Consider the following 19,906-nt stretch of genomic DNA (forward strand, 5'->3'; position numbering starts at 1 on the left):
AGAGCCGATAAATGGATATTGTTTATATACGGGATTTAAAGGTGAATACCATTATCGGTATTTACGAGTGGGAGCGGGAAGTACGCCAGACTGTCAGCCTTGATATAGAAATGGCTTTCGATATCAGCGAGGCGGCGCGTACAGACAATATCGAGCACACACTTAACTATAAGGCGGTAGCCAAGCGCTTGATCGCTTTTATTGAAAGCAGCGAGTTCCTGCTGGTGGAAACTATGGCGGAACAGGCTGCGGCAATTGTCAGGGAAGAGTTTTCCGTAAGCTGGCTGCGACTGCGTTTGTCCAAGCCGGGTGCGGTCCGAGGGTCCAGGGATGTGGGTGTCATTATTGAGCGTGGCGAAAGGCCAGCAAAAGGTGCAGCAGCGATGTCTGCGGGAGTGTAAACGTGGCTCAGGTGTATCTCAGCCTCGGCAGTAATATCAATCGCGCGCAATATATCCGCGCAGCGCTGGATGCCCTTGCAGGACAGTTTGGCGACTTGAAGGTGTCCCAGGTTTTCGAGAGCGAAGCGGTAGGATTCCCTGGGGATAATTTTTACAATCTGGTGGTGGGACTACAAACTGACCTGCCGGTAGGACAGCTGGCCCTGTGTCTGCGTGGTATCGAAGATGCCAACGGCCGCCTGCGCTCTGGACCTAAATTCAGTGCGCGCACCCTGGATATTGATATTCTTACCTATGATCAACTTACAGGGACTATCGACGGGGTAAAATTGCCTAGAGGTGAGATTGTAAAAAATGCCTTTGTTTTACAGCCTCTGGCAGAGATTGCTCCGGAAGTATTGCATCCGGTCGAATTGAAAACTTACCGTCAGCTGTGGAATGAGTACGACCAGGCTTCACAAAAATTGTGGCCGGTAGAATTTATTTGGCCGTGATTCCAATAATTTTTTAAAAAATGTAGATAAAAAAGCAGCCCTTTGAGGCTGCTTTTTTGTTAGGAATAATTAACTTAGGCTCATTAGCGCCTCTTTGGTGAACGGAGTGATTTCCTCCGCGCGATCTTCACGCACCTTGGCGAACCAATGTGGGTCTTGTAATAGCGCGCGGCCAACGGCAATCAGGTCGAACTCCTGGTTGTCCATACGGCGGGTCAGTTCGGCTAAATCGGTAGGATTGGCAGTGCCGCCCATGCCCTGGTTATTGCCGCCGATAAAATCATCGTCGAGGCCGACACTGCCGACAGAAATTACCGGTTTTCCCGTCAATTCCTTGGTCCAGCCTGCCAGGTTGAGATCAGAACCCTCAAATTCTGGCACCCAGAAGCGTCTTGTAGAGGCGTGGAAAATATCAACGCCAGCTTCAGCTAGCGGTGTTAGGAAGCGTTTCAGTTCTTCAGGGTTTTGCGCCAACTTGGCTTCGTAATCCTGCTGCTTCCACTGGGAGTAGCGCAGCACTATGGCGAAATCTTCGCCTACGGCTTCACGTACCGCTTTGATAATTTCTACTGCAAAGCGGGTGCGATTTTCGATGGAGCCACCGTACTCGTCATCGCGTTGGTTGGTACCTTCCCAGAAAAACTGGTCGATCAGATAGCCGTGGGCGCCGTGGATCTCTACGCCGTCAAATCCAATTTCCTTGGCTGCTTTCGCCGCGTCCGCAAAAGCTTTTATAACTTCCTGGATGTCCTCTTTGCTCATCGCCTGGCCATTGGGCTTGCCGGGTTTGAACAGGCCTGAGGGGGAGTAGCCGGGCACTGATTTATCCGGGCCTATGCCCTCTTTGCGCACGGAGCCTACGTGCCATAACTGCGGGATAATCTGGCCACCGGCAGCGTGTACTTCGTCTACCACTTTTTTCCAGCCGGCGAGAGCGGCCTCACCGTAGATTGCCGGAACATTCTCGTAGCCGTTTGCGGCTTTATGATTAACGAAGGTGCCTTCGGTAATAATCAGTCCCACTTCACCTTCAGCTCGGCGGCGATAATAGCCGGCCACTTGGTCATTGGCTGAATAGCCTGGTGACATAGTGCGGGTCATGGGGGCCATTGCGACCCGGTTGCGTAGCTTTAGGGATTTATGCTCGAAAGGACGCAGTAGGTTGTCCAGGGAACCACTCATATTTCTCTCCTGAATTGCTCGATTCAACACTGGGACTCACTGGTCCCACAAGGTCACAATTAAAACGGTTGCTTTATAAGACCTTATTTTAAGGTTGAGTTCAATATCTGGTTTCGTATTGCAACTCTTTTGCCGGTATAATGAGGGTATGTCACGTAAACGCTTTGATGATCTTGATTGCTCCCTGGCTTGCGCCCTGAATGAGGTGGGGGACTGGTGGTCCCTGCTGATAATTAAGCAGGCGATGCTGGGTACCCGCCGTTTTGTGGATTTCCAAAGAAATTTGGGAATTGCCAAAAATATCCTTGTGGATCGGTTATCACGTCTGGTGAATAACGAGGTGCTAGTTCGCTTTGATGCGGGTGAACACGGCACTCGCTACGAGTACCGCTTAACGGAAAAAGGTCGGGACCTGTTTACGGTGGTAATCGCCCTGCGCCAGTGGAATCTGCGCTGGAATGGCAATAAAGATGGGATGCACCTGGTCGATAAAAACAGTGGTGAGCCTATCTCCGAAGTGGCTGTACAGAATGCCCAGGGACAAAAACTCAGTATTCGCGATGTATTATTTGTGGATGAAAATGGCCAGCCCCTAGAGCAGGCTGGCTAGCTGGCTTCTTGAGAGGCTCTATCAATCCTGGCTATTGGACAGCAGTCTGATTATGTCCAGAGCCCTGCCCGGCTCCCAGCGCATAACAGAGACAACGCCGTGCATGGCCAGTAGACGCTGGTCTATTTTCCCTTTCTCCTGAAGCTTTTGTAATTTCTCTGTGGCCTCGGTAAAGCCATGCTGCTCATAAGTGAGTAGTAATTTGACGGTCTGCTCCGCCGGAGTGATTTGGCGTGGAACAGGGGTATAGCCCATCGCGTTTACCATACTCTCAGCCGCTAGCCAGGTGGACCAGGGGTTTTGCCCGGTAATAAGCTGGCCATCCACACTGACTTGTTCCAGGTAAGTGGGCCCAGCCTGAAAAAACGCGCCTTGCTCACGTAATCGATCCTCAAGCAGGAATGGAAATCGTTGCTCGGCGTCAGGAATAAGAAAAAGCTCCTCTTCGTTAGTAAAAGCACTGATCTGCCGATCGGCGATTAAGGGCTCGCCATTATCCAGGGTGACATTGGCAAGGGCTGCTGGCCCGTGGCATACCGCTCCGATAATTTTGCCGCTGTTATAGATTTCCCGCACCAGGGACTGGATATGGGGATTGTCGGGGAAATCGAACATGGTGCCTTTACCGCCGACAAAAAATACGGCCTGGTAATCCTCTGCTGATACTTGATCGATAGGAATACTGTTGTTGACCTTTTGTTGTGCCTCCGGGTCATTGAGAAAGGCATAGTCGAAAGGCCCCAGATCATCTTTATCGATCACCGCAGGCGGTTTGCCGCCTTTGGGACTGGCAATATCGACAATAAATCCGTTGGCTGAAAAGATGTAATAGGGGCGTGCCAGTTCAGTTAATTCATAACCAGTCGCCTTGCCACTATCTCCCATCGTTTCAGTACTGGTGACAACAGCTAAGATTTTTCCTCGGCTTTCCCTGGGTAATTGTTGTAAATACGGCAGGTCACTTACTGTCGTAGTGGAAAAGTCCTGCTCTTGGGGTGGAATTAGGCCCTTAATCCAAATAATAAAACCAAAAAATACGGACAAAGTCAGAGCCAGGGAAATAACAATTTTCTTCAACATATTAATCTCCAAAATTGCAGTAGCAGACGGAAAATCTTCTAGTGAGTTCGTAGGAGAATAAGGGATGGAAGGTGAAATTCAGGTGAGATTGCAATTGCTATTTAGGAAGAAAGAAAAAGCTGCGCTCGAGGTCGTATAAGGTATGGATGCTGATTCACTGTGCATCTCGAGCGCATACGGTAAAAATTTGAATCTTAGAACGCTACTGTGTAAAAAACAGAGCGCACTGATAAATATTGTTTCGACATTGGATTGAGATGGTCCAATTTAAGGCTTCACAGATTCTCTTGGCCAGGAAAAGGCCTTGACCAATGCCGTCACTGCCTTCCCTTTTTTGGCCGGGTAAGAGGGAGGTTTCTAGATCTAATTGGTTGTCTGTGGCGTTCTCAAAAAAGAGTGTGTCCCCCTTATAGGTAATAACCAATTCAGGGCTGGTAGCGTGCTGTAATGCATTGCTGATCAAGTTGTCGAAGAGCAGACTTACTAGGTGTCGATTGGCCAGGACTCTGACTTTGTGCCCTAACTTTAAATCAACATTAAAGTGCTTTTGTACAATTAACTGGTGTTGAGCTAAAAGGCGTTCCTCTATTAAAGCGCGCAATGGGATATCTTCCGACTGTAGAGACTCAGAGCGGGCGAGGGCTAATAGTGTCTTAACGGTTTTTTCCATACCGATAACAGTTTCTAATAGCTCATTTTTCTCAGCTAAAGTCATTTCCCGATTTTGACTGAGAGCCAGTGTGCTTTTCAGAATGGTTAGCCCGGTGCGCAACTCATGGCTTGTATCCCTGGTAAACTCAGTTTCCCTGCGCAATGTTAGCTTGAGCTGGTTAAGTGTATCTTGCAACGTACTTGCGAGATAACCGATTTCATCTTGTTCATTGTTATAGGGCAGGGAAATTTGAGAATCGCAGTTTCTCTGCTGCTGAACTGCTTTAGCGAGGGTTACTACAGGCGCGATGGTTTTACGGGAAATACGAAAAGCACAATAGAGGGCTAAGAGTAGGGTCAAGATACAGGCGCTGGCAAAGAGCCAAAGAAGTTTTGAAGATTGTTGCGTAACAGTGAGCAATTCACTGACTTCAGCTACGAGAATGGCGGAATGTTTGTCCGGAAAATGTACTCTGCGTAAATGGAAGTGATGTTCAGTATCACTAAACCACTCAGCCTTTTCTGCATAGCTTGGTAAGGCAGTGCGCAGTTCGGCCGGTATTATTTTGCTTTCAGTGTATAGCGTTAAATAGGGTAGGCGTGGCTCTGGGGTCGCATTAGTCAGTCTTGCCTGCTGTTCGAGATAGCGGACTTCTCCGGCCAATAAGTTATCGAGTAAATGGTCTTCAACTACATAGGCCACCATCATACAAATGGCAAAAAACACCAAGCATAGCAGCAGGGTAAAACTGCCAAAAATAGCGAAGACCTTCCTCTGTAAATTACTGGTTTCGCGCATTGGGAGTTTCCAACTGATAACCGAGATTGGTGATGGTTTTCAACATAGGGGCCTGGAAAGGCTTATCCAGTGTTTGGCGAAGACTATAAATGTGGGATTTTAAGGCGTCTGTTTCTGGGGGTTCATCACCCCAAATATGGTGGATTATTGCTGAGCGGCTTACTGGTGCTGGCGACGCCTGGGCGAGCATAGTGAGAATGCGAAAACCGATAGTTGTCAGGGGCAGAGGTTGTTTATTCCGGTAGGCGGTTTGCTGGCGCTGGTTTATCTGTAAATCACCGACCTTAATTTCTTCACTGGTATGCAGCTGGTGTCTACGTGCCAGGGCGCGGCATCTCAGTATCAGTTCTCTTGGTTCGAAGGGCTTACATAAGTAGTCATCGGCACCGATACCAAATCCGCGTTCTTTATCTGCGAGAGCATCGCGGGCAGTTAACATCAGAATTGGCATGTTAACTGGCGCTTGTGCCTTGATCTTTTCACAGACCTCCAAACCGTCTATATCCGGCAGGCCCAGGTCGAGAATGATCAGGTCGAAGATTTGTTCCAGGGCCAGCTGTAAGCCCTGGTGACCCCGGTGGGCATAATCTATCTGCCAGCCCTCAGCATGTAGGAATTCGGCAAGCTGGCGGGCGATAGTGGGGTTATCTTCAATCAGCAATATCTTCAGTGAGCGCACCGGCAAATCTCTTGTGGCAGAAGAAGTTGAAAAACATTCTGACAGAGTGCCGGTGAAATTGAAGTGAAGCCCCGTTGTTGAACTGTTTTAGATATTGAGGTTGCGGCCGCCGTCAACGGCAATAATCTGACCGTTGATATAGGGGGCATCACAGACAAGGAAGCGCACGGTCTTGGCGATATCGCTGGGGTCACCGGTTCGGGCCAAAGGAATGCGCTGGGTGATTTTTGCTTTCTTGGCTTCGTTAGTTGCCTCTTGCTCTGGCCAAAGAATGGCACCGGGGGCGACTGCATTGACCCGGACCTGGGGAGACAGCTCCAGAGCGAGGCTTTTTGTCAGCATTACCAGCCCAGCCTTGGCGGCGCAGTAAATAGTGTGCTCGGGCATCGGGCGCTCGGCGTGAATATCCGCCATATTAACAACGCAACCCTGTTGTTGGCTGAGTGTTTCTTTCAGGGCCTGAGTGAGAAAGAAAGGGGCTTTGAGGTTACTGCCTACCAGCCGATCCCAGTCCTCCTCGGTCGCCTTTCCCACAGGTGTGGGGTGAAATGCTGAGGCATTGTTGATCAGAATATCAATACCGCTCCAGGCCTCTTGTGCGCGCTGGGCCAGATTGGAACAGGCTTCGGCGCTATTCAATTCACTGTGCAACGCTATGGCAGAGTTGGGGCGAAGTTGGTTCAGCTCGTTTGCCAGGGCCTTGGCAGCATCAGCCGAGTTGCGATAGTGAATAACAACTCTGTGATCTCTATGCAGCTCCACAGCAATAGCACGGCCCAAGCGTGCAGCGGCACCGGTAATCAGCACATTACGCAATGTAGTTATCCTTTACTTTGGCGATTGCCTTGATGCGCTCCCGGTCCAGTGCTTGCCCGAGTTTCGCACCCTGGAAGCCCTGTTTAATCAACTCCTCGGCAGTTACTGCCGCTGCCCCATCTCGAGCGGCGCGCAAAAAGTTCACCTGTGGATAATCTCGATTCTCCAGCCCCTCACGACCTCGGGCATCTGCCTCACAGGCGCGAAGAAAGTTTTCAAATCGCTCGGGACGTCGCAAGGCATCCAGACTGCGGATCATTTTCATAATGGTCTGTGGGCGCAATTCGAAGGCTCTGTGGCAGTGCAGGTGATATTCGCAGACCCCGACAGCTAGTGCAGCCAGGTCTTTTGGGGTACGCCAGCGCTCACAGACGGCCTTTACCAGGGGCACGCCTGCGGCCTCGTGTCCGTGGTGGCTGGGGAGAATCTCCTCGGGAGTCAGTCCTTTGCCCAGGTCGTGTAGCAGTACTGCAAAACGCAAGGGGAGCTCTGCCGGTGCGGCGCGCAGGGCTAGCAGTACGTGTTCTCCAGTGTCCACTTCGGGGTGGTGTTTGGGCGGCTGGGGAACACCAAACAAATTCTCTAACTCTGGTAAAAGTACTGATAGGGCGCCGCAGTCTCGCAGTACCCGAATAAAAATATCGGGGTCTGGCTCGGTAAGTGCCCGGCTTACCTCTTTCCAGACCCTCTCGGCCACCAGATATTCCACTTCACCCGCTTCTACCATCTGGCGCATGAGTATCATGGTTTCAGGGGCAACGCTAAAGCCAAGGTGATGGTAGCGGGCGGCAAAGCGGGCCACTCGCAGAACTCTTAGCGGGTCTTCTGCAAAAGCAGGGGAAACATGGCGCAATAGCCGAGCTCCAAGATCTTCCTGCCCTCCGTAGGGGTCAATTAGATTGCCGTCGCTGTCTTCTGCAATGGCATTAATAGTGAGATCTCGCCGCAGGAGATCCTCTTCCAGGGTGATATTGGCATCGGCGTTAACGGTAAAACCACCATAGCCGTGTCCGCTCTTTCTTTCGGTGCGAGCGAGCGCGTATTCTTCACCGGTCTCAGGGTGTAGGAATACTGGAAAATCTTTGCCGACTGGGCTGTATCCGAGGTCCTGCATTCTATCTGCATCTGCCCCAACCACTACCCAGTCACGCTCGGTGACTGGACGATTCAACAGTCTGTCGCGCACTGCGCCGCCAACAAGGTAGATCTTCAAAAATTGTTCTCCAGAGCTGGAGATATCATTAATTCGGTAGGTGATTGTACTGCCATAAGTCCATTTATTCCGGCAATGTCCGCAGGGGTGCTGCTGGATAAGAATGCAGGGAAGGAGAGTCAGAGGTTTTGGCAAGATAAAAAAAAGGCCCCGAAAAAACAAGGGGGCCCAGGGTCTTAGGGTATTCGCTTAGCAAACATCTAATTGCCAATAGCGGGATCACTGACTTACCGGCCATACCCGCTGGAGAGGATCTGGCGACACACTGGTACCGCTAAATCTGTAGTCATTCTATGTGACCTGTCATACCTGTCAACTATATCTTTTAGTATTTTTTGAGGGGGTTGTATCTCTGTTCGTTAACTAAATACATGGACCGAATTTCGGGCTGGTTTTGCAGCATTGAACAGCATAATTTATAGGGGCGATCCTGTTGGGCAGGATAATTTCGCGCCTGGCTTCGGGGGATGGAGTTGGGGCTTTTGAAATTGACTTGTTCGTCAAGGATTGCAGTTGTTGGGGAGAATAAATATGAGCGAACTACATGTGCTAACCACCGGGGAAGCGGCTCGGTATTGTGGGGTCAACTTCCGAACGGTGATTCGCTGGATTGAGCGGGGGCAGCTCAAGGCTTACAAGCTTCCTGGGCGTGGCGACCATCGGATTTGTGTAGAGGACTTCGTGGGTTTCCTGCGGGATAACTCTATGCCAGTGCCGAATGACCTGGCGGTACCCAGTCGCAAAGTTCTGTTGCTGACAACAGATCCGGAACTGACTTCTTCAGGCCTCCAGGCCTTGAAAAATATCGGCTGTGAAATTGAAGTGGCTGGTGACAGTTTCTCTGCGGGTGTTTTATTAGCTAATGCCAAGCCGGCGCTGTTGGTTGTCGATGCCGCACTGGTTGGTGACGGGGGCTTTCAGGTGCTGGATTACTTGAGGTCGCGCAGCGAGTATAGCAGCCTACGTATCCTGGTTGTGGCTGCTGAGGAAGATCTGGATAAAGCCCGCTGGCTGGATGCGGGGGCCGATGCCCTTCTGGCACATCGTGAAGAACGCGGTGAACTGGCTGCTAAAGCCAGGTTGCTGCTAGAGGCTGATCACTAAGCCAAGTTTTCTGCCTGGATTTATTCCTGGCCATTCGCCCCGTTTGCACGGGAGTTTTAACAAAAAGCTCCCGTGCAAAGATTCAGATTGGTTTCGGAATCAGCATTGACTCCTCTTCTCCTTCCTGTCGATCACGGCCCTGTTCAGGGCAGTGGAAGCTAGCCGTAATTTCATCGCCGTTGAGGCTGTTTAGATGTATATCAAAACCCCAGAGTCTGTGTAGATGCCTTAAAACTTCCGGAGTATCTTTGCCAAGTGGACGGCGGCGATGCTGGGTGTGATTTAAGGTAAGTGAACGATCTCCTCGTGTATCTACAGAGTAAACCTGTATATTGGGTTCTCGATTACCCAAGTTGTACTGGCCGGCGAGATTCTCCCGAAGTTGTCGATAACCACTTTCGTCATGGATTGCACTGACAACAATTTCATTTTCCTGATCGTTGTCGCTGACACAAAAGAGTTTCATATCACGCATCACTTTTGGTGAGAGAAACTGTAGGATAAAACTCTCATCCTTGAAGTCACGCATGGCAAACTGAAGTGTTTCTCGCCAATTGCTCCCAGCGATATCTGGGAACCAGCGGCGATCTTCATCAGTCGGTTCTTCACAGATACGCCTGAGATCACTGAATATACTGAAGCCCAAGGTGTATGGATTGATGCCAGTGTAATAAGGACTGTCAAAACTGGGCTGATAGATCACGTTCGTATGACTTTGTAGGAACTCCATCATAAAGCCTTCAGTCACTCTTCCTCGCCGGTAGAGTTCTGTTAGCAGTGTGTAGTGCCAAAAAGTGGCCCACCCCTCGTTCATGACTTGAGTTTGGCGCTGTGGATAAAAATACTGTGCGAGCTTGCGCACGATACGTACTAATTCTCTTTGCCAACCTTCAAGTAAGGGGGCATTTTTTTCGATAAAGTAAAGGAGGTTCTCCTGGGGTTCCTCCGGAAAACGTTTCTCATTGGTTTCCTCGGTGCCTTCTCCAAGTTTTGGGATCGTTCGCCATAGATCGTTGAGTTGACGTTGCCGATATTCTTCACGCTCCTGTTGCTGGCGCTCTTCTTCAATAGCGGAGATAGGGTAAGGGCGTTTATAGCGATCTACGCCGTAGTTCATTAAGGCATGGCAGGAGTCGAGAATGGCCTCGACTTCATCAAGCCCGTGGCGTTCTTCACAGCGGGAAATATAATTTTTGGCAAAGATTAGGTAGTCGATAATACTACTGGCATCCGTCCAGGAGCGGAAAAGATAATTGCCCTTGAAAAAAGAATTGTGTCCATAGGATGCATGAGCGATCACCAGGGCCTGCATTGTCATGGTGTTTTCTTCCATGAGGTAAGCGATGCAGGGGTTGGAGTTGATAACAATTTCGTAGGCGAGCCCCATTAAACCGCGCTGATAATTATTCTCAACACTTATAAATTGCTTGCCAAACGACCAATGGTTGTAGCCCACTGGCATACCCACCGAAGAGTAGGCATCCATCATTTGTTCTGAACTGATAACCTCAATTTGATTGGGGTAGGTATCCAGGCCAAATTCGTCTGCCAACGCGCCAATGGCGAGGTCATATTCCTGGATCAGCTCAAATGTCCACTCTGAGGTGGTAGAGATAGGGTTTGCTGATTCTGGTTTTTGCGAATCGCTGCCGCTGGCAAATGTATCTAGCATCGAGCGGTCACCTTCTGGCTGAACAGTTGACGGAATACAGGGTAAATATCCTGCACATCCACAATTTGCTCCATGGCGAAGTGATTTGGGAATAGGGTACGTACACTTTCGTATTCTTCCCACAAGGCTTGGTGGTCTCTGGGAGTTATTTCCACGTAGGAGTAGTACTGTACATGGGGCATGATGTCGTCAATTAGGATACGATGGCAGGTGCTGGAGTCATCATTCCAGTTGTCGCCATCTGAAGCTTGGGCGCCGTAAATATTCCATTCACTCTCCGGGTATCGATCGCGCATAATCCGTCTCATTAACTTCAAAGCGCTGGATACGATGGTTCCTCCTGTCTCACGAGAGTAGAAGAATTCCTCTTCATCCACTTCCTTGGCGCTAGTGTGGTGGCGGATAAAAACGACTTCTGTGTATTCATAACTGCGTTGCAGGAATAGATAAAGCAAGAGGAAAAAGCGCTTAGCCATGTCTTTAGTGGCTTGATTCATAGAGCCGGATACGTCCATAAGGCAGAACATAACCGCACGCGAACGAGGTTTTGGTTGTTTGATTAATAGATTGTATTTCAGATCAAAATCATCCAAAAATGGCACCCGCCCAACACGGCGACGCAACTCAGCGATTTCGCCTTTCAGAGCCTCTATCTTGCGCTGATCGCGCAAAGCAGTATCTTTTTGTTCCTCTAACTCTAGGGATGTCTCCAGTTCACGGATATTTCGCCTTTTACTACTAGTGAGTGCGATACGACGAGCATGAGCTGCTCTTAAGGAGCGAATGACATTTAGCCGACCAGGGGTGCCTTCGTTACTGATTCCAGCGCGGACAACTTGAAAGGACTCATTACCAGCGAGCCGCTGTTTAACCATGTTGGGTAGCTGTAGCCCTTCAAACATAAAGTCGAGAAATTCTTCCTGTGAAATTTGAAAGACAAAGTCATCCACTCCCTCGCCACTATCACTGGCTCCTCCGCCACTGCCATCACCACCTTTAGGTTGCTGGCGTGGAATACGATCCCCTGTGGTAAATTCTTTGTTGCCAGGTAAAACACGCTCGACATGCCCCCCTGAGCCATGTGAAAAAAGGGGTTCACTGATATCTCGGGTAGGAATGCTGATACGTTCACCCTTGTCCATGTCCATTATGGATCGGCTGTTCATAGCGTCACCCACGGCTTTCTTTATATGGGCTTTATAGCGCCTTAAAAAGCGTTGCCGATTTACAGTACTTTTCTTTTTTCCATTTAGGCGGCGGTCGATGATATAGCTCATAGTTCTGCCTTTAGTCTGAATAAAACCATCTGGCAAGGCCACCATGCAATCTATTCAGAAATGCTTTTGTCGTCTATTTGGTCCCCTGTAGGGGGCCAAATAGACGAAGTTTTTCAGATCTAGGAAAATAGGAATAGATACTTGAAAGTTTCTATCCGTCATTGCAATTAATCCAGCTACTGAGATTTACGTACTCGGAGATACCATTCTGATAACAGGCGAACCTGTTTTTCTGTATAGCCGCGTTCTACCATGCGGGCAACAAAGTCTGCATGCTTGCGCTTGTCATCCGCAGAAGCTTTGGTGTTAAAGGAAATAACTGGCAGGAGATCCTCGGTGTTTGAGAACATCTTTTTCTCAATAACAGCGCGCAATTTCTCATAGGATCGCCAATCTGGATTTTTCCCCTGATTGTTGGCGCGAGCACGTAAAACAAAGTTGACAATTTCATTGCGAAAGTCTTTTGGATTAGAGATACCTGCAGGTTTTTCTGTTTTCTCTAATTCTTCATTTAGTGCGCCACGGTCTAGGATTTCCCCAGTCTCTGGATCTCGATATTCCTGATCCTGAATCCAGAAGTCTGCATAGGTGACATACCTATCAAATAAATTTTGCCCATACTCGGCATAAGATTCGAGATATGCGGTTTGGATTTCCTTGCCAATAAATTCTACATATCTTGGGGCGAGATATTCCTTGATGAATCCAAGATAGTTTTCTTGTATTTCTGGAGGGAATTGTTCTTGTTCTATTTGTTGTTCCAGGACATAGAGTAAATGCACAGGATTGGCTGCTACTTCTGTAGCATCAAAATTAAAAACTTTGGAGAGTATTTTGAAGGCAAAGCGAGTGGACAGCCCATTCATTCCTTCATCGACGCCGGCATTATCTCGATACTCTTGTATAGTTTTGGCTTTGGGATCTGTGTCTTTCAGATTTTCTCCATCATAAATGCGCATTTTTGAGTAGAGGCTTGAATTTTCCGGGTTTTTAATGCGTGAGAGCACCGAAAATTGAGCCAGCATACGTAAGGTGTCAGGTGCGCATGGAGCTTTTGAAAGGGAGCTATTTTCCAGTAGCTTCTGATAGATTCGAATCTCTTCCTGAACCCGAACACAATAGGGGACTTTGACAATATAAATTCTGTCAAGGAAGGCCTCGTTGTTTCGATTATTTCGGAAGGACTGCCATTCAGACTCATTAGAATGTGCCAGAATGGTCCCATTAAATGGTATAGACCCGAGTCCTTCGGTGCTATTGTAGTTGCCCTCTTGGGTTGCGGTAAGTAGGGGGTGAAGCACCTTGATCGGGGCCTTGAACATCTCAACAAATTCCATCAGCCCTTGGTTGGCACGACAGAGACTGCCTGAAAAGCTGTAGGCATCTGGATCATTCTGAGGAAAATCCTCTAGCTTTCTGATATCAATTTTGCCAACCAGGGAGGAGATGTCCTGATTGTTTTCGTCGCCAGGTTCAGTTTTGGAGATGGCAACCTGATCAAGAATCGATGGGCGGATCTTAACTACCCGAAACTTACTGATATCACCTTTGAATTCATGAAGGCGCTTAACAGCCCAAGGGGACATGATAGTATTTACATAGCGTCTGGCAATACCATAGTCTTCTTCAAGGATTCGCCCATCTTCATTGGGGGAGAACAAACTCAAAGGAGATTCAAAAACCGGAGACCCTTTGATTGCGTAGATCGGCACTTGCTCCATAAGTGCTTTAAGACGTTCTGCCAGTGAGGATTTACCGCCCCCAACAGGCCCTAATAAATAGAGTATTTGTTTTTTCTCTTCCAGCCCTTGAGCGGCATGTCGGAAGAAGGAGACGATTTGCTCAATTGCCTCTTCCATACCATAGAACTCGCCGAAAGCCTTATAGCGCTTGATAACCTTATTACAGAAAATACGTGATAAGCGAGGATCGCGAGAGGTATCTATCAGCTCTGCCTCTCCAATGGCCATCAGCATTCTCTCAGCGGGTGACGCATAGGCACTGCGGTCTGTCTTACAGAGTTCCAGGTATTCTTGAATACTGAGCTCTTCATCCTGGATTGACTCGTATCGTTCCAGGTAGTGATTAAAAATTGTCATGGAATTTACCTCCCTGTAGCCTGGTGGGCAGAGTCCAGCGTCCTGCTTATCATTTTGAATCAGAGCACTGACTAGTTGTTTCTGTGGCTTCCGCAAAGTGTTTGATTGGCGGTTATCCAGTCATTACTTTGTTTTAGTGTTGCCCGGCATAAAGCGCTATTCATTATCGCCGTTGCTAACCTTGTCCTTCCCCGGATTCGATGAAACGGTTCCGGCTTTTCCAGCATAGCTTTTTGGTTCACTACGGCACTGGATTGTCATTCAGAGAGGTTGAATTTAATGGCAGTTTTGGTCTTTACTTACGACCCGGAAGAAGTAAGTGGGTTAATAAGGAACTGAAATGGCGATTTTAGTGACTGGCGGCGCCGGTTATATTGGTAGTCACACCTGTGTTGAGATGCTTTTGGCTGGATTACAGCCAGTAGTGGTGGATAACCTCTCCAATAGCAGTCGTGAGGCCTTAAACAGGGTAAATCTGATCACAGGTGAGGATATACCTTTTTTTGATCTGGATATTGCTGATAAGCCTAGGCTTCGCCAAGTATTTACTGATCACAAGATAAAGGCAGTAATGCATTTTGCAGGCCTTAAAGCAGTGGGTGAATCCGTGGCTCAACCTTTGCGCTATTACCAAAATAATGTGGCTGGTACCTTGGCACTTATGGAGGTGATGGAGGAGTTTGATACTAAACAAATTATCTTCAGTTCCTCAGCCACGGTCTATGGAGATCCAGAAACGGTACCTATACATGAAAGCTTCCCCACTGGCGCTACAAACCCATATGGTGCTAGCAAGCTGATGGTAGAGAATATAATGAGGGATATTTGCTCAGCGCCAGGTAACGACTGGAAGGTAAGTCTTTTAAGGTACTTTAATCCAATTGGTGCACATAAGAGTGGTTTAATTGGTGAAGATCCTCGCGGTATACCTAATAATTTACTGCCTTATGTTGCCCAGGTTGCTGTTGGTCGGCGCCCATTCCTACAGGTTTTTGGGGATGACTACGCTACGGTAGATGGTACTGGTGTCAGAGATTATATCCATGTGGTGGACTTGGCTCGAGGTCATCTTGCAGCTTTAAATATGTTGTGTAAACCCTCAACCCCAGTAGGTTGCTATACCCATAATCTTGGTACAGGCAAGGGAAATTCAGTATTAGAGGTAGTAAGGGCTTTTGAGGCGGCTAGTGGGAAGTCTATACCCTATAAAATTGTACCCCGTCGAGCGGGAGATATTGCTGAATGCTATGCAGATCCAACCCTGGCGGAGAGTGAGCTTGGCTGGAAGGCTGAGCTTGGCCTGGAACGGATGGTAGAGGATACCTGGCGTTGGCAGTCTCAAAACCCAAATGGTTACGAAGCTTAAGTAACTATCTTCTCTGATTGTAATGCTATGTAGTGGGAGGGAGTCTACTACTTAGTGCCAATTCTTTAAGAACTCTGGAACTATTAACTCCGCAAGGAGTCACTACTTTTTGTTATTTAGGATAGCTTATTCTTTATGGAGTGAAGAAGTTTTGAATCAATTGGTTGTTGATGCTCTATATGTTCATCGAGGAATAAACAGTGTTATTGAAAATCTGTCCTTCTCTGCCTCTTCCAGAATAATAAAAATATTGGGAAAGAATGGCTCCGGAAAGACAAGTTTTTTGCTCGGGATATCAGGTCTAATTTCTATATCCTCAGGTACTATTAATTTACTTGGGGAAATAAAAAGGTCAAGCCGAAGAGAAAGGTGTGGAGTGTATTCTGATGCGATCACCCTTCCAAGTTATTTATCTGTTGAGGAAGTCCTATCTGTTTGCCATATACAAAAATCTGACCGTTTAAAAGAATTTAAAGAAGAGTTTTTGTGCGATATTCATTCTTGTGCAAAAGTTTCCGACTTATCGGAAGGGCAGCGAAGAAAAGTAGCTATAGTTTGTGCCTTATTTAAAGAAAATGGAGTTCTTTTATTAGATGAGCCCTTCAATGCTTTGGATGAGAACTCTAGCAGAGCTTTGATCGAGCATTTATCAGATTATTCTGGAATGCTTATTTACGCGAGTCATAATTCCGTTTCTTTTTCAGAAAAAGAAACGGAGGTAATGTTGTGAGCCTGTCTTTGAATAACTTGTTGTTTGCAGGGGTTGCCTTTAGGTTGAGAATTTGGGTTGAGGCAAATCAATGGATTTTAATTGGGCTGGCCTCAATAATAACCCCTGTATTGATGATGATTCATCTTCCTGTAAGCTTGCTCTTGACAGGAGAGGGTGGAGATATAAGGACTTCTCTCTCTATTCTTCTAGTGGCGCATATTGCTTTTGCAGTTTGTGGAATTCTGTTGTCTCCTGAATCTGCGGAGTTAAAGTGGTATCTGAGCTGCTTCCACCCTCTAGACTTGATTAAATCTCTATGTATAGTTCAGCTTAAATACAATCCACTTTTTTGGGCGTTATGGTTGCTTCCGCTCTTAGTGTTGGTGTACTTGGGAGAGCCGTTTAGTATCTTAGGGTACCTGACTTGGTTTTTCTTATTCTGTACCATCCAATTGCTTTCTTTTTTGTGTTTAATGGGGCTCAAATATAGACAAATTCTGTTTTCACAATCAAGGACAGTTTTATTAAAAAAATCGCGTATAGTCATCAGATTACTAATCGCGTTTGCAATTACTATTTGCTGTTATGTGTTTGCGGCTAATGAGGTTTTGATTGCCTTGCGTATTTTATTGGTAGTTGGCTCTTCAATAATTTTTACCTACGCAATAAATTCCATTTTGGAGGATGAGGCTGAAGTTAATTTTTGGATGATGATGAAATCTTGTGGAAAGGGTGAAATTGTTATTCAGGAGTACTTCAAAGGTATCCTAATATCCATGCCTGGGATTATGGTGGTTCTCTTTATAAATGGGCTGGAGTCAGCGGCCCATTTTTTGATTTATATGCTTGCTATAACGGGGTTCTCTTTACTTTCACTTTATAAGTGGGGGCGAGTTATTTTAGCTCCTTTATTAACTGTCACCGGGGTGATATTGTTGAGCGTATAAACCCTCAAGTCAGGTATACAGCTCTAAGGACAAAACTAAATTTCTAGTAGCCTCCATTGACCCCTGAGATTTTTTATAGTTTTGTGGAGGCTCAGAGGCTGCAGTCTGTACAAAAAAACTCTTCGTCTCCCAGGCGCATAGCTGTTAGATATCCCCCCCATACACAGCCGGTATCCAAAGCATAGATATTTTCGGTATCGGCTCTTCCTTCAAGGGCGGCCCAGTGGCCAAAAATTATTTTGTCATTTTTAGTCTTTCTATTAGAAAAACTAAACCAGGGCTTGTAATCACCATGGGATGCCTGGGGCCCACGTTTGGTAACAAGGTCGAGGGTGCCATCCTCCTTGCAGAGGCGCATACGCGTGAAATAGTTGGTAATTGAACGAAGCCGCTCAATTCCGATTAGGTGATCATCCCAGCAGTGGGGTTCATTACCATACATGCCGTAAAAAAAGGCCTTTGCCATGGCTTCATTCGAGAGAGCATGCTCTACCTCACGAGATAGCTTTTGGGCTTTGGTAATACTCCAGATAGGGGGGATACCGGCGTGGACCATAGTGTATCCCTTTTTATGTACCATTAAGGGAAGGGTCTGTAGCCAGCTTAACAGACGATCTGAATCTTTTGCCCTTAGAATCTTTGCGAGATCTTGCTCTTTCTCTGCAAGATGCTTGGCCCCATGTGCCAAGGCCAAGAGATGCAGATCGTGATTGCCAAGAACCGCGGTAACTTGATAACGGTGTTCATAGAGAAAGCGTAAAGTCCCCAGACTGTCTTCGCCACGGTGCACTAAATCTCCGGCGATCCATAGTTTGTCACTGTCAAAACTAAAATGGATTTTCTTTAATAGGCGCTTTAAAGATTCGAAACAACCCTGAATGTCGCCAATAGCATAGGTAGCCAAACTCTTATCTCCCGAGGCTTAGCTTGCTCAGTGTTGTCCAAGTTTTGTGCAGTAATTTGATAGCTGTACAAACTCTTGCACACTCAGAGTTTCTGGGCGACGGCTGGCATCCACTGGCAGTTGATCTGGATCGAGGTCTGGGAACAGGGGCTTTAGTGCATTGCGCAGTGTTTTACGGCGTTGCTGAAAAGCGACATTGACGATTCTTTCCAATAGTTTTTCATCTTCGGCAATGTAGGGAATTTTGCTATGGGGTATTAGGCGGACAATAGCAGACTCCACTTTAGGGGCTGGCCTGAAGGACTGGGGTGGTACTGGAAATAGCCCTTGAACACGGCAGTAATACTGTACCATTACTGTGAGACGGCCATAGGACTTGGTACCAGGGCTGGCTCCGAGGCGATCGACTACCTCCTTTTGCAGCATAAAGTGCATGTCCTGCACTTTGCTTTTGAAACTGAGCAAATGAAATAAAAGAGGCGTGGAAATATTGTAGGGGAGATTGCCAACAATACGCAGAGGGTTCTCACCGGCAAATTCTCCAAAATCGAATTTCAATGCGTCTCGCTCAATAATCTTGAAATCAGGGTAGTCCCTGAATTTAAATTCCAACAGAGGAATCAGGTCCCGGTCCAGTTCCACGGCTGTGAGTGAGGGACAACGTTGTATTAGTAATTCGGTAATAGCCCCTTGTCCAGGGCCTATTTCGACCAATTTATCGGTTTCTTTAGGGGCTATTGAACGAACTATACGCTCGATGATATTCCCATCGACCAAAAAGTTCTGGCCAAAACGCTTGCGTGCCTTATGTTGGAAAAAATTGTCCATTAATTAATCTGCAATTCAAATAGTGGTATTAGGCAAACAGGATGTTATATAACCTGCTGTTTCCGTAGTTGTGCCAGTTCTATTGCCTGAGTGAGGGCAGCTTCGAGACTGCCACAACTGGCTTTGCCAGTGCCCGCCAAGTCCAGGGCGGTGCCATGATCGACCGAGGTGCGAATATAAGGTAAACCCAGGGTGATATTAACCGCCTTGCCGAAGCCATGAAATTTTAACACTGGCAGGCCCTGATCGTGATACATGGCAAGTACTGCATCGAAATGCTCTAACTGGGGTGGGGTAAATAGTGTATCTGCCGGTAGTGGCCCGGTCAGATGAAGGCCACGTTGACGCAGCCTTGCCAGTGCTGGCTGAATCACTTCGATTTCTTCCCGGCCCAAGTGGCCCCCCTCTCCAGCATGAGGGTTCAATCCACAAACCCCAATGTGAGGCGAATGGATACAGAACTGATCGCGCAGACCGCCGTGTAGAATCTCGGTGATGAGCTCCAGACGTTTGCCAGTTATTGCTGTGCTCACATCTTTAAGTGGAAGATGTGTAGTGACAAGGGCTACTCGAAGCTCCTGCGCAGCCAGCATCATGACTACTTGTGCTACGCCTGCTCGCTCCGCAAAAAACTCGGTATGGCCACTGAAGGGAAATCCAGCTTCATTGATTACCCCCTTATGTACAGGGCCCGTCACTAGCGCATCAAATTGACCATTTTGACATCCATCTGCGGCTATCTCCAATGTCCTCAATACATAGAAGGCGTTGGCGGTGTTTAGCTTTCCAGGTAGGGATGGCTGCTTTAAAGGACTTTCTAAAATATAGAGGCTACCTGGTGCTGTTTCCGACAGTGGGGTATCTTCAGAGAAAGATATAAGCTGAAGGGGAAGGTCTAGCTTTTTAGCAGCCCGCTCCAGCAGGCTTGGGTCCGCAATGGTAATCAGTTGTGCAGGGCTGCCATGCTGAGACAATTTTACACATATCTCTGGGCCAATACCGGCGGGTTCTCCGGGGGTCAGCGCGATTCTGGGTATCATAGAGGGGCCACACTTTATACGAATAAAAAACC

General features: G+C 47.6%; 19 protein-coding genes. 7 read left to right on the top strand and 12 right to left on the bottom strand.

The annotated features are described in order from the left end of the window. Positions 1-11: 11 nt before the first annotated feature. Both folB and folK read left to right on the top strand, forming a co-directional pair. Positions 12-401, top strand: coding sequence for a dihydroneopterin aldolase (gene folB, locus ACJJIB_RS03520; RefSeq protein WP_444887906.1), 390 nt, complete (start codon positions 12-14; stop codon positions 399-401). A gap of 2 nt (positions 402-403) precedes the next feature. Continuing rightward, a complete protein-coding gene (gene folK / locus ACJJIB_RS03525; protein ID WP_444887907.1) occupies positions 404-895 on the top strand; it encodes a 2-amino-4-hydroxy-6-hydroxymethyldihydropteridine diphosphokinase in 492 nt (163 codons plus the stop codon). Between the two features lie 69 nt (positions 896-964). Here folK and ACJJIB_RS03530 read toward each other — a convergent pair whose 3' ends face one another. Continuing rightward, a complete protein-coding gene (locus ACJJIB_RS03530; RefSeq protein WP_444887908.1) occupies positions 965-2,077 on the bottom strand; it encodes an NADH:flavin oxidoreductase in 1,113 nt (370 codons plus the stop codon). A 148-nt stretch (positions 2,078-2,225) separates the two neighbouring features. Between ACJJIB_RS03530 and ACJJIB_RS03535 the strand changes: the two genes are divergently transcribed. Further along, positions 2,226-2,687, top strand: a complete 462-nt coding sequence (locus tag ACJJIB_RS03535) for a winged helix-turn-helix transcriptional regulator (RefSeq protein WP_444887909.1) — start codon at positions 2,226-2,228, stop codon at positions 2,685-2,687. Positions 2,688-2,708: 21 nt separating this feature from the next. On the opposite strand, the gene ACJJIB_RS03540 is transcribed toward ACJJIB_RS03535, so the two are convergent. The 5 genes from ACJJIB_RS03540 to ACJJIB_RS03560 all read right to left on the bottom strand — a co-directional run bounded on the left by ACJJIB_RS03540 (position 2,709) and on the right by ACJJIB_RS03560 (position 7,925). Then, complete coding sequence (locus ACJJIB_RS03540; RefSeq protein ID WP_444887910.1) at positions 2,709-3,767, bottom strand: type 1 glutamine amidotransferase domain-containing protein; 1,059 nt, start codon at positions 3,765-3,767, stop codon at positions 2,709-2,711. A gap of 202 nt (positions 3,768-3,969) precedes the next feature. Next, positions 3,970-5,217 (bottom strand): sensor histidine kinase, encoded by a 1,248-nt coding sequence (locus ACJJIB_RS03545; protein ID WP_444887911.1) that lies wholly within the window; start codon positions 5,215-5,217, stop codon positions 3,970-3,972. Next, complete coding sequence (locus tag ACJJIB_RS03550; RefSeq protein ID WP_444887912.1) at positions 5,201-5,896, bottom strand: response regulator transcription factor; 696 nt, start codon at positions 5,894-5,896, stop codon at positions 5,201-5,203. The genes ACJJIB_RS03545 and ACJJIB_RS03550 overlap by 17 nt, the downstream gene beginning before the upstream one ends. An 87-nt stretch (positions 5,897-5,983) precedes the next feature. Beyond that, complete coding sequence (locus ACJJIB_RS03555; protein ID WP_444887913.1) at positions 5,984-6,712, bottom strand: pteridine reductase; 729 nt, start codon at positions 6,710-6,712, stop codon at positions 5,984-5,986. After that, positions 6,705-7,925 (bottom strand): multifunctional CCA addition/repair protein, encoded by a 1,221-nt coding sequence (locus tag ACJJIB_RS03560; protein WP_444887914.1) that lies wholly within the window; start codon positions 7,923-7,925, stop codon positions 6,705-6,707. Before ACJJIB_RS03560 ends, ACJJIB_RS03555 begins: the two co-directional genes overlap by 8 nt. A gap of 531 nt (positions 7,926-8,456) precedes the next feature. Between ACJJIB_RS03560 and ACJJIB_RS03565 the strand changes: the two genes are divergently transcribed. Further along, on the top strand, positions 8,457-9,029 hold the full coding sequence (locus ACJJIB_RS03565) for a helix-turn-helix domain-containing protein (RefSeq protein ID WP_444883633.1): 573 nt from the start codon (positions 8,457-8,459) through the stop codon (positions 9,027-9,029). 82 nt (positions 9,030-9,111) lie between these two features. Here ACJJIB_RS03565 and ACJJIB_RS03570 read toward each other — a convergent pair whose 3' ends face one another. The 3 genes from ACJJIB_RS03570 to ACJJIB_RS03580 all read right to left on the bottom strand — a co-directional run bounded on the left by ACJJIB_RS03570 (position 9,112) and on the right by ACJJIB_RS03580 (position 14,077). Beyond that, positions 9,112-10,701, bottom strand: coding sequence for a SpoVR family protein (locus tag ACJJIB_RS03570; RefSeq protein ID WP_444887915.1), 1,590 nt, complete (start codon positions 10,699-10,701; stop codon positions 9,112-9,114). After that, complete coding sequence (locus ACJJIB_RS03575; protein WP_444887916.1) at positions 10,695-11,978, bottom strand: YeaH/YhbH family protein; 1,284 nt, start codon at positions 11,976-11,978, stop codon at positions 10,695-10,697. Before ACJJIB_RS03575 ends, ACJJIB_RS03570 begins: the two co-directional genes overlap by 7 nt. A gap of 176 nt (positions 11,979-12,154) precedes the next feature. Beyond that, positions 12,155-14,077 carry a PrkA family serine protein kinase gene (locus ACJJIB_RS03580; RefSeq protein WP_252084352.1) on the bottom strand — a complete coding sequence of 641 codons (1,923 nt, stop codon included), beginning with the start codon at positions 14,075-14,077 and terminating at the stop codon, positions 12,155-12,157. A 340-nt stretch (positions 14,078-14,417) separates the two neighbouring features. Here ACJJIB_RS03580 and galE point away from each other — a divergent pair, with 340 nt between their 5' ends. The 3 genes from galE (at position 14,418) to ACJJIB_RS03595 (ending at position 17,102) form a co-directional block, all read left to right on the top strand. Beyond that, positions 14,418-15,443 carry a UDP-glucose 4-epimerase GalE gene (galE, locus tag ACJJIB_RS03585; RefSeq protein WP_444887917.1) on the top strand — a complete coding sequence of 342 codons (1,026 nt, stop codon included), beginning with the start codon at positions 14,418-14,420 and terminating at the stop codon, positions 15,441-15,443. 109 nt (positions 15,444-15,552) lie between these two features. Further along, positions 15,553-16,173: an ABC transporter ATP-binding protein gene (locus ACJJIB_RS03590; protein WP_444887918.1), complete on the top strand. Its 621-nt coding sequence runs from the start codon at positions 15,553-15,555 to the stop codon at positions 16,171-16,173. Further along, a complete protein-coding gene (locus ACJJIB_RS03595) occupies positions 16,170-17,102 on the top strand; it encodes a hypothetical protein (protein WP_444887919.1) in 933 nt (310 codons plus the stop codon). The genes ACJJIB_RS03590 and ACJJIB_RS03595 overlap by 4 nt, the downstream gene beginning before the upstream one ends. 91 nt (positions 17,103-17,193) lie before the next feature. On the opposite strand, the gene ACJJIB_RS03600 is transcribed toward ACJJIB_RS03595, so the two are convergent. Genes ACJJIB_RS03600 through pdxA form a run of 3 tightly spaced genes read right to left on the bottom strand, consistent with a single transcriptional unit; the run spans position 17,194 to position 19,874 of the window. Further along, a complete protein-coding gene (locus ACJJIB_RS03600) occupies positions 17,194-18,006 on the bottom strand; it encodes a symmetrical bis(5'-nucleosyl)-tetraphosphatase (protein WP_444883638.1) in 813 nt (270 codons plus the stop codon). Positions 18,007-18,033: 27 nt separating this feature from the next. Beyond that, on the bottom strand, positions 18,034-18,834 hold the full coding sequence (gene rsmA / locus ACJJIB_RS03605) for a 16S rRNA (adenine(1518)-N(6)/adenine(1519)-N(6))-dimethyltransferase RsmA (RefSeq protein WP_444883639.1): 801 nt from the start codon (positions 18,832-18,834) through the stop codon (positions 18,034-18,036). 44 nt (positions 18,835-18,878) lie between these two features. After that, on the bottom strand, positions 18,879-19,874 hold the full coding sequence (pdxA, locus tag ACJJIB_RS03610) for a 4-hydroxythreonine-4-phosphate dehydrogenase PdxA (protein WP_444887920.1): 996 nt from the start codon (positions 19,872-19,874) through the stop codon (positions 18,879-18,881). Between the last annotated feature and the right edge of the window lie 32 nt (positions 19,875-19,906).

The sequence above is a fragment of the Microbulbifer mixtoriginis (SeqCode) genome (assembly GCF_052467705.1).

Coding starts and splice junctions, on each gene's coding strand:
- ACJJIB_RS03540 (WP_444887910.1), bottom strand. CDS start 3,767: ATGTTGAAGAAAATTGTTATTTCCCTGGCTCTGACTTTGTCCGTATTT.
- ACJJIB_RS03530 (WP_444887908.1), bottom strand. CDS start 2,077: ATGAGTGGTTCCCTGGACAACCTACTGCGTCCTTTCGAGCATAAATCC.
- ACJJIB_RS03580 (WP_252084352.1), bottom strand. CDS start 14,077: ATGACAATTTTTAATCACTACCTGGAACGATACGAGTCAATCCAGGAT.
- folB (WP_444887906.1), top strand. CDS start 12: ATGGATATTGTTTATATACGGGATTTAAAGGTGAATACCATTATCGGT.
- ACJJIB_RS03535 (WP_444887909.1), top strand. CDS start 2,226: ATGTCACGTAAACGCTTTGATGATCTTGATTGCTCCCTGGCTTGCGCC.
- ACJJIB_RS03565 (WP_444883633.1), top strand. CDS start 8,457: ATGAGCGAACTACATGTGCTAACCACCGGGGAAGCGGCTCGGTATTGT.
- galE (WP_444887917.1), top strand. CDS start 14,418: ATGGCGATTTTAGTGACTGGCGGCGCCGGTTATATTGGTAGTCACACC.
- pdxA (WP_444887920.1), bottom strand. CDS start 19,874: ATGATACCCAGAATCGCGCTGACCCCCGGAGAACCCGCCGGTATTGGC.
- ACJJIB_RS03545 (WP_444887911.1), bottom strand. CDS start 5,217: ATGCGCGAAACCAGTAATTTACAGAGGAAGGTCTTCGCTATTTTTGGC.
- ACJJIB_RS03575 (WP_444887916.1), bottom strand. CDS start 11,978: ATGAGCTATATCATCGACCGCCGCCTAAATGGAAAAAAGAAAAGTACT.
- ACJJIB_RS03570 (WP_444887915.1), bottom strand. CDS start 10,701: ATGCTAGATACATTTGCCAGCGGCAGCGATTCGCAAAAACCAGAATCA.
- rsmA (WP_444883639.1), bottom strand. CDS start 18,834: ATGGACAATTTTTTCCAACATAAGGCACGCAAGCGTTTTGGCCAGAAC.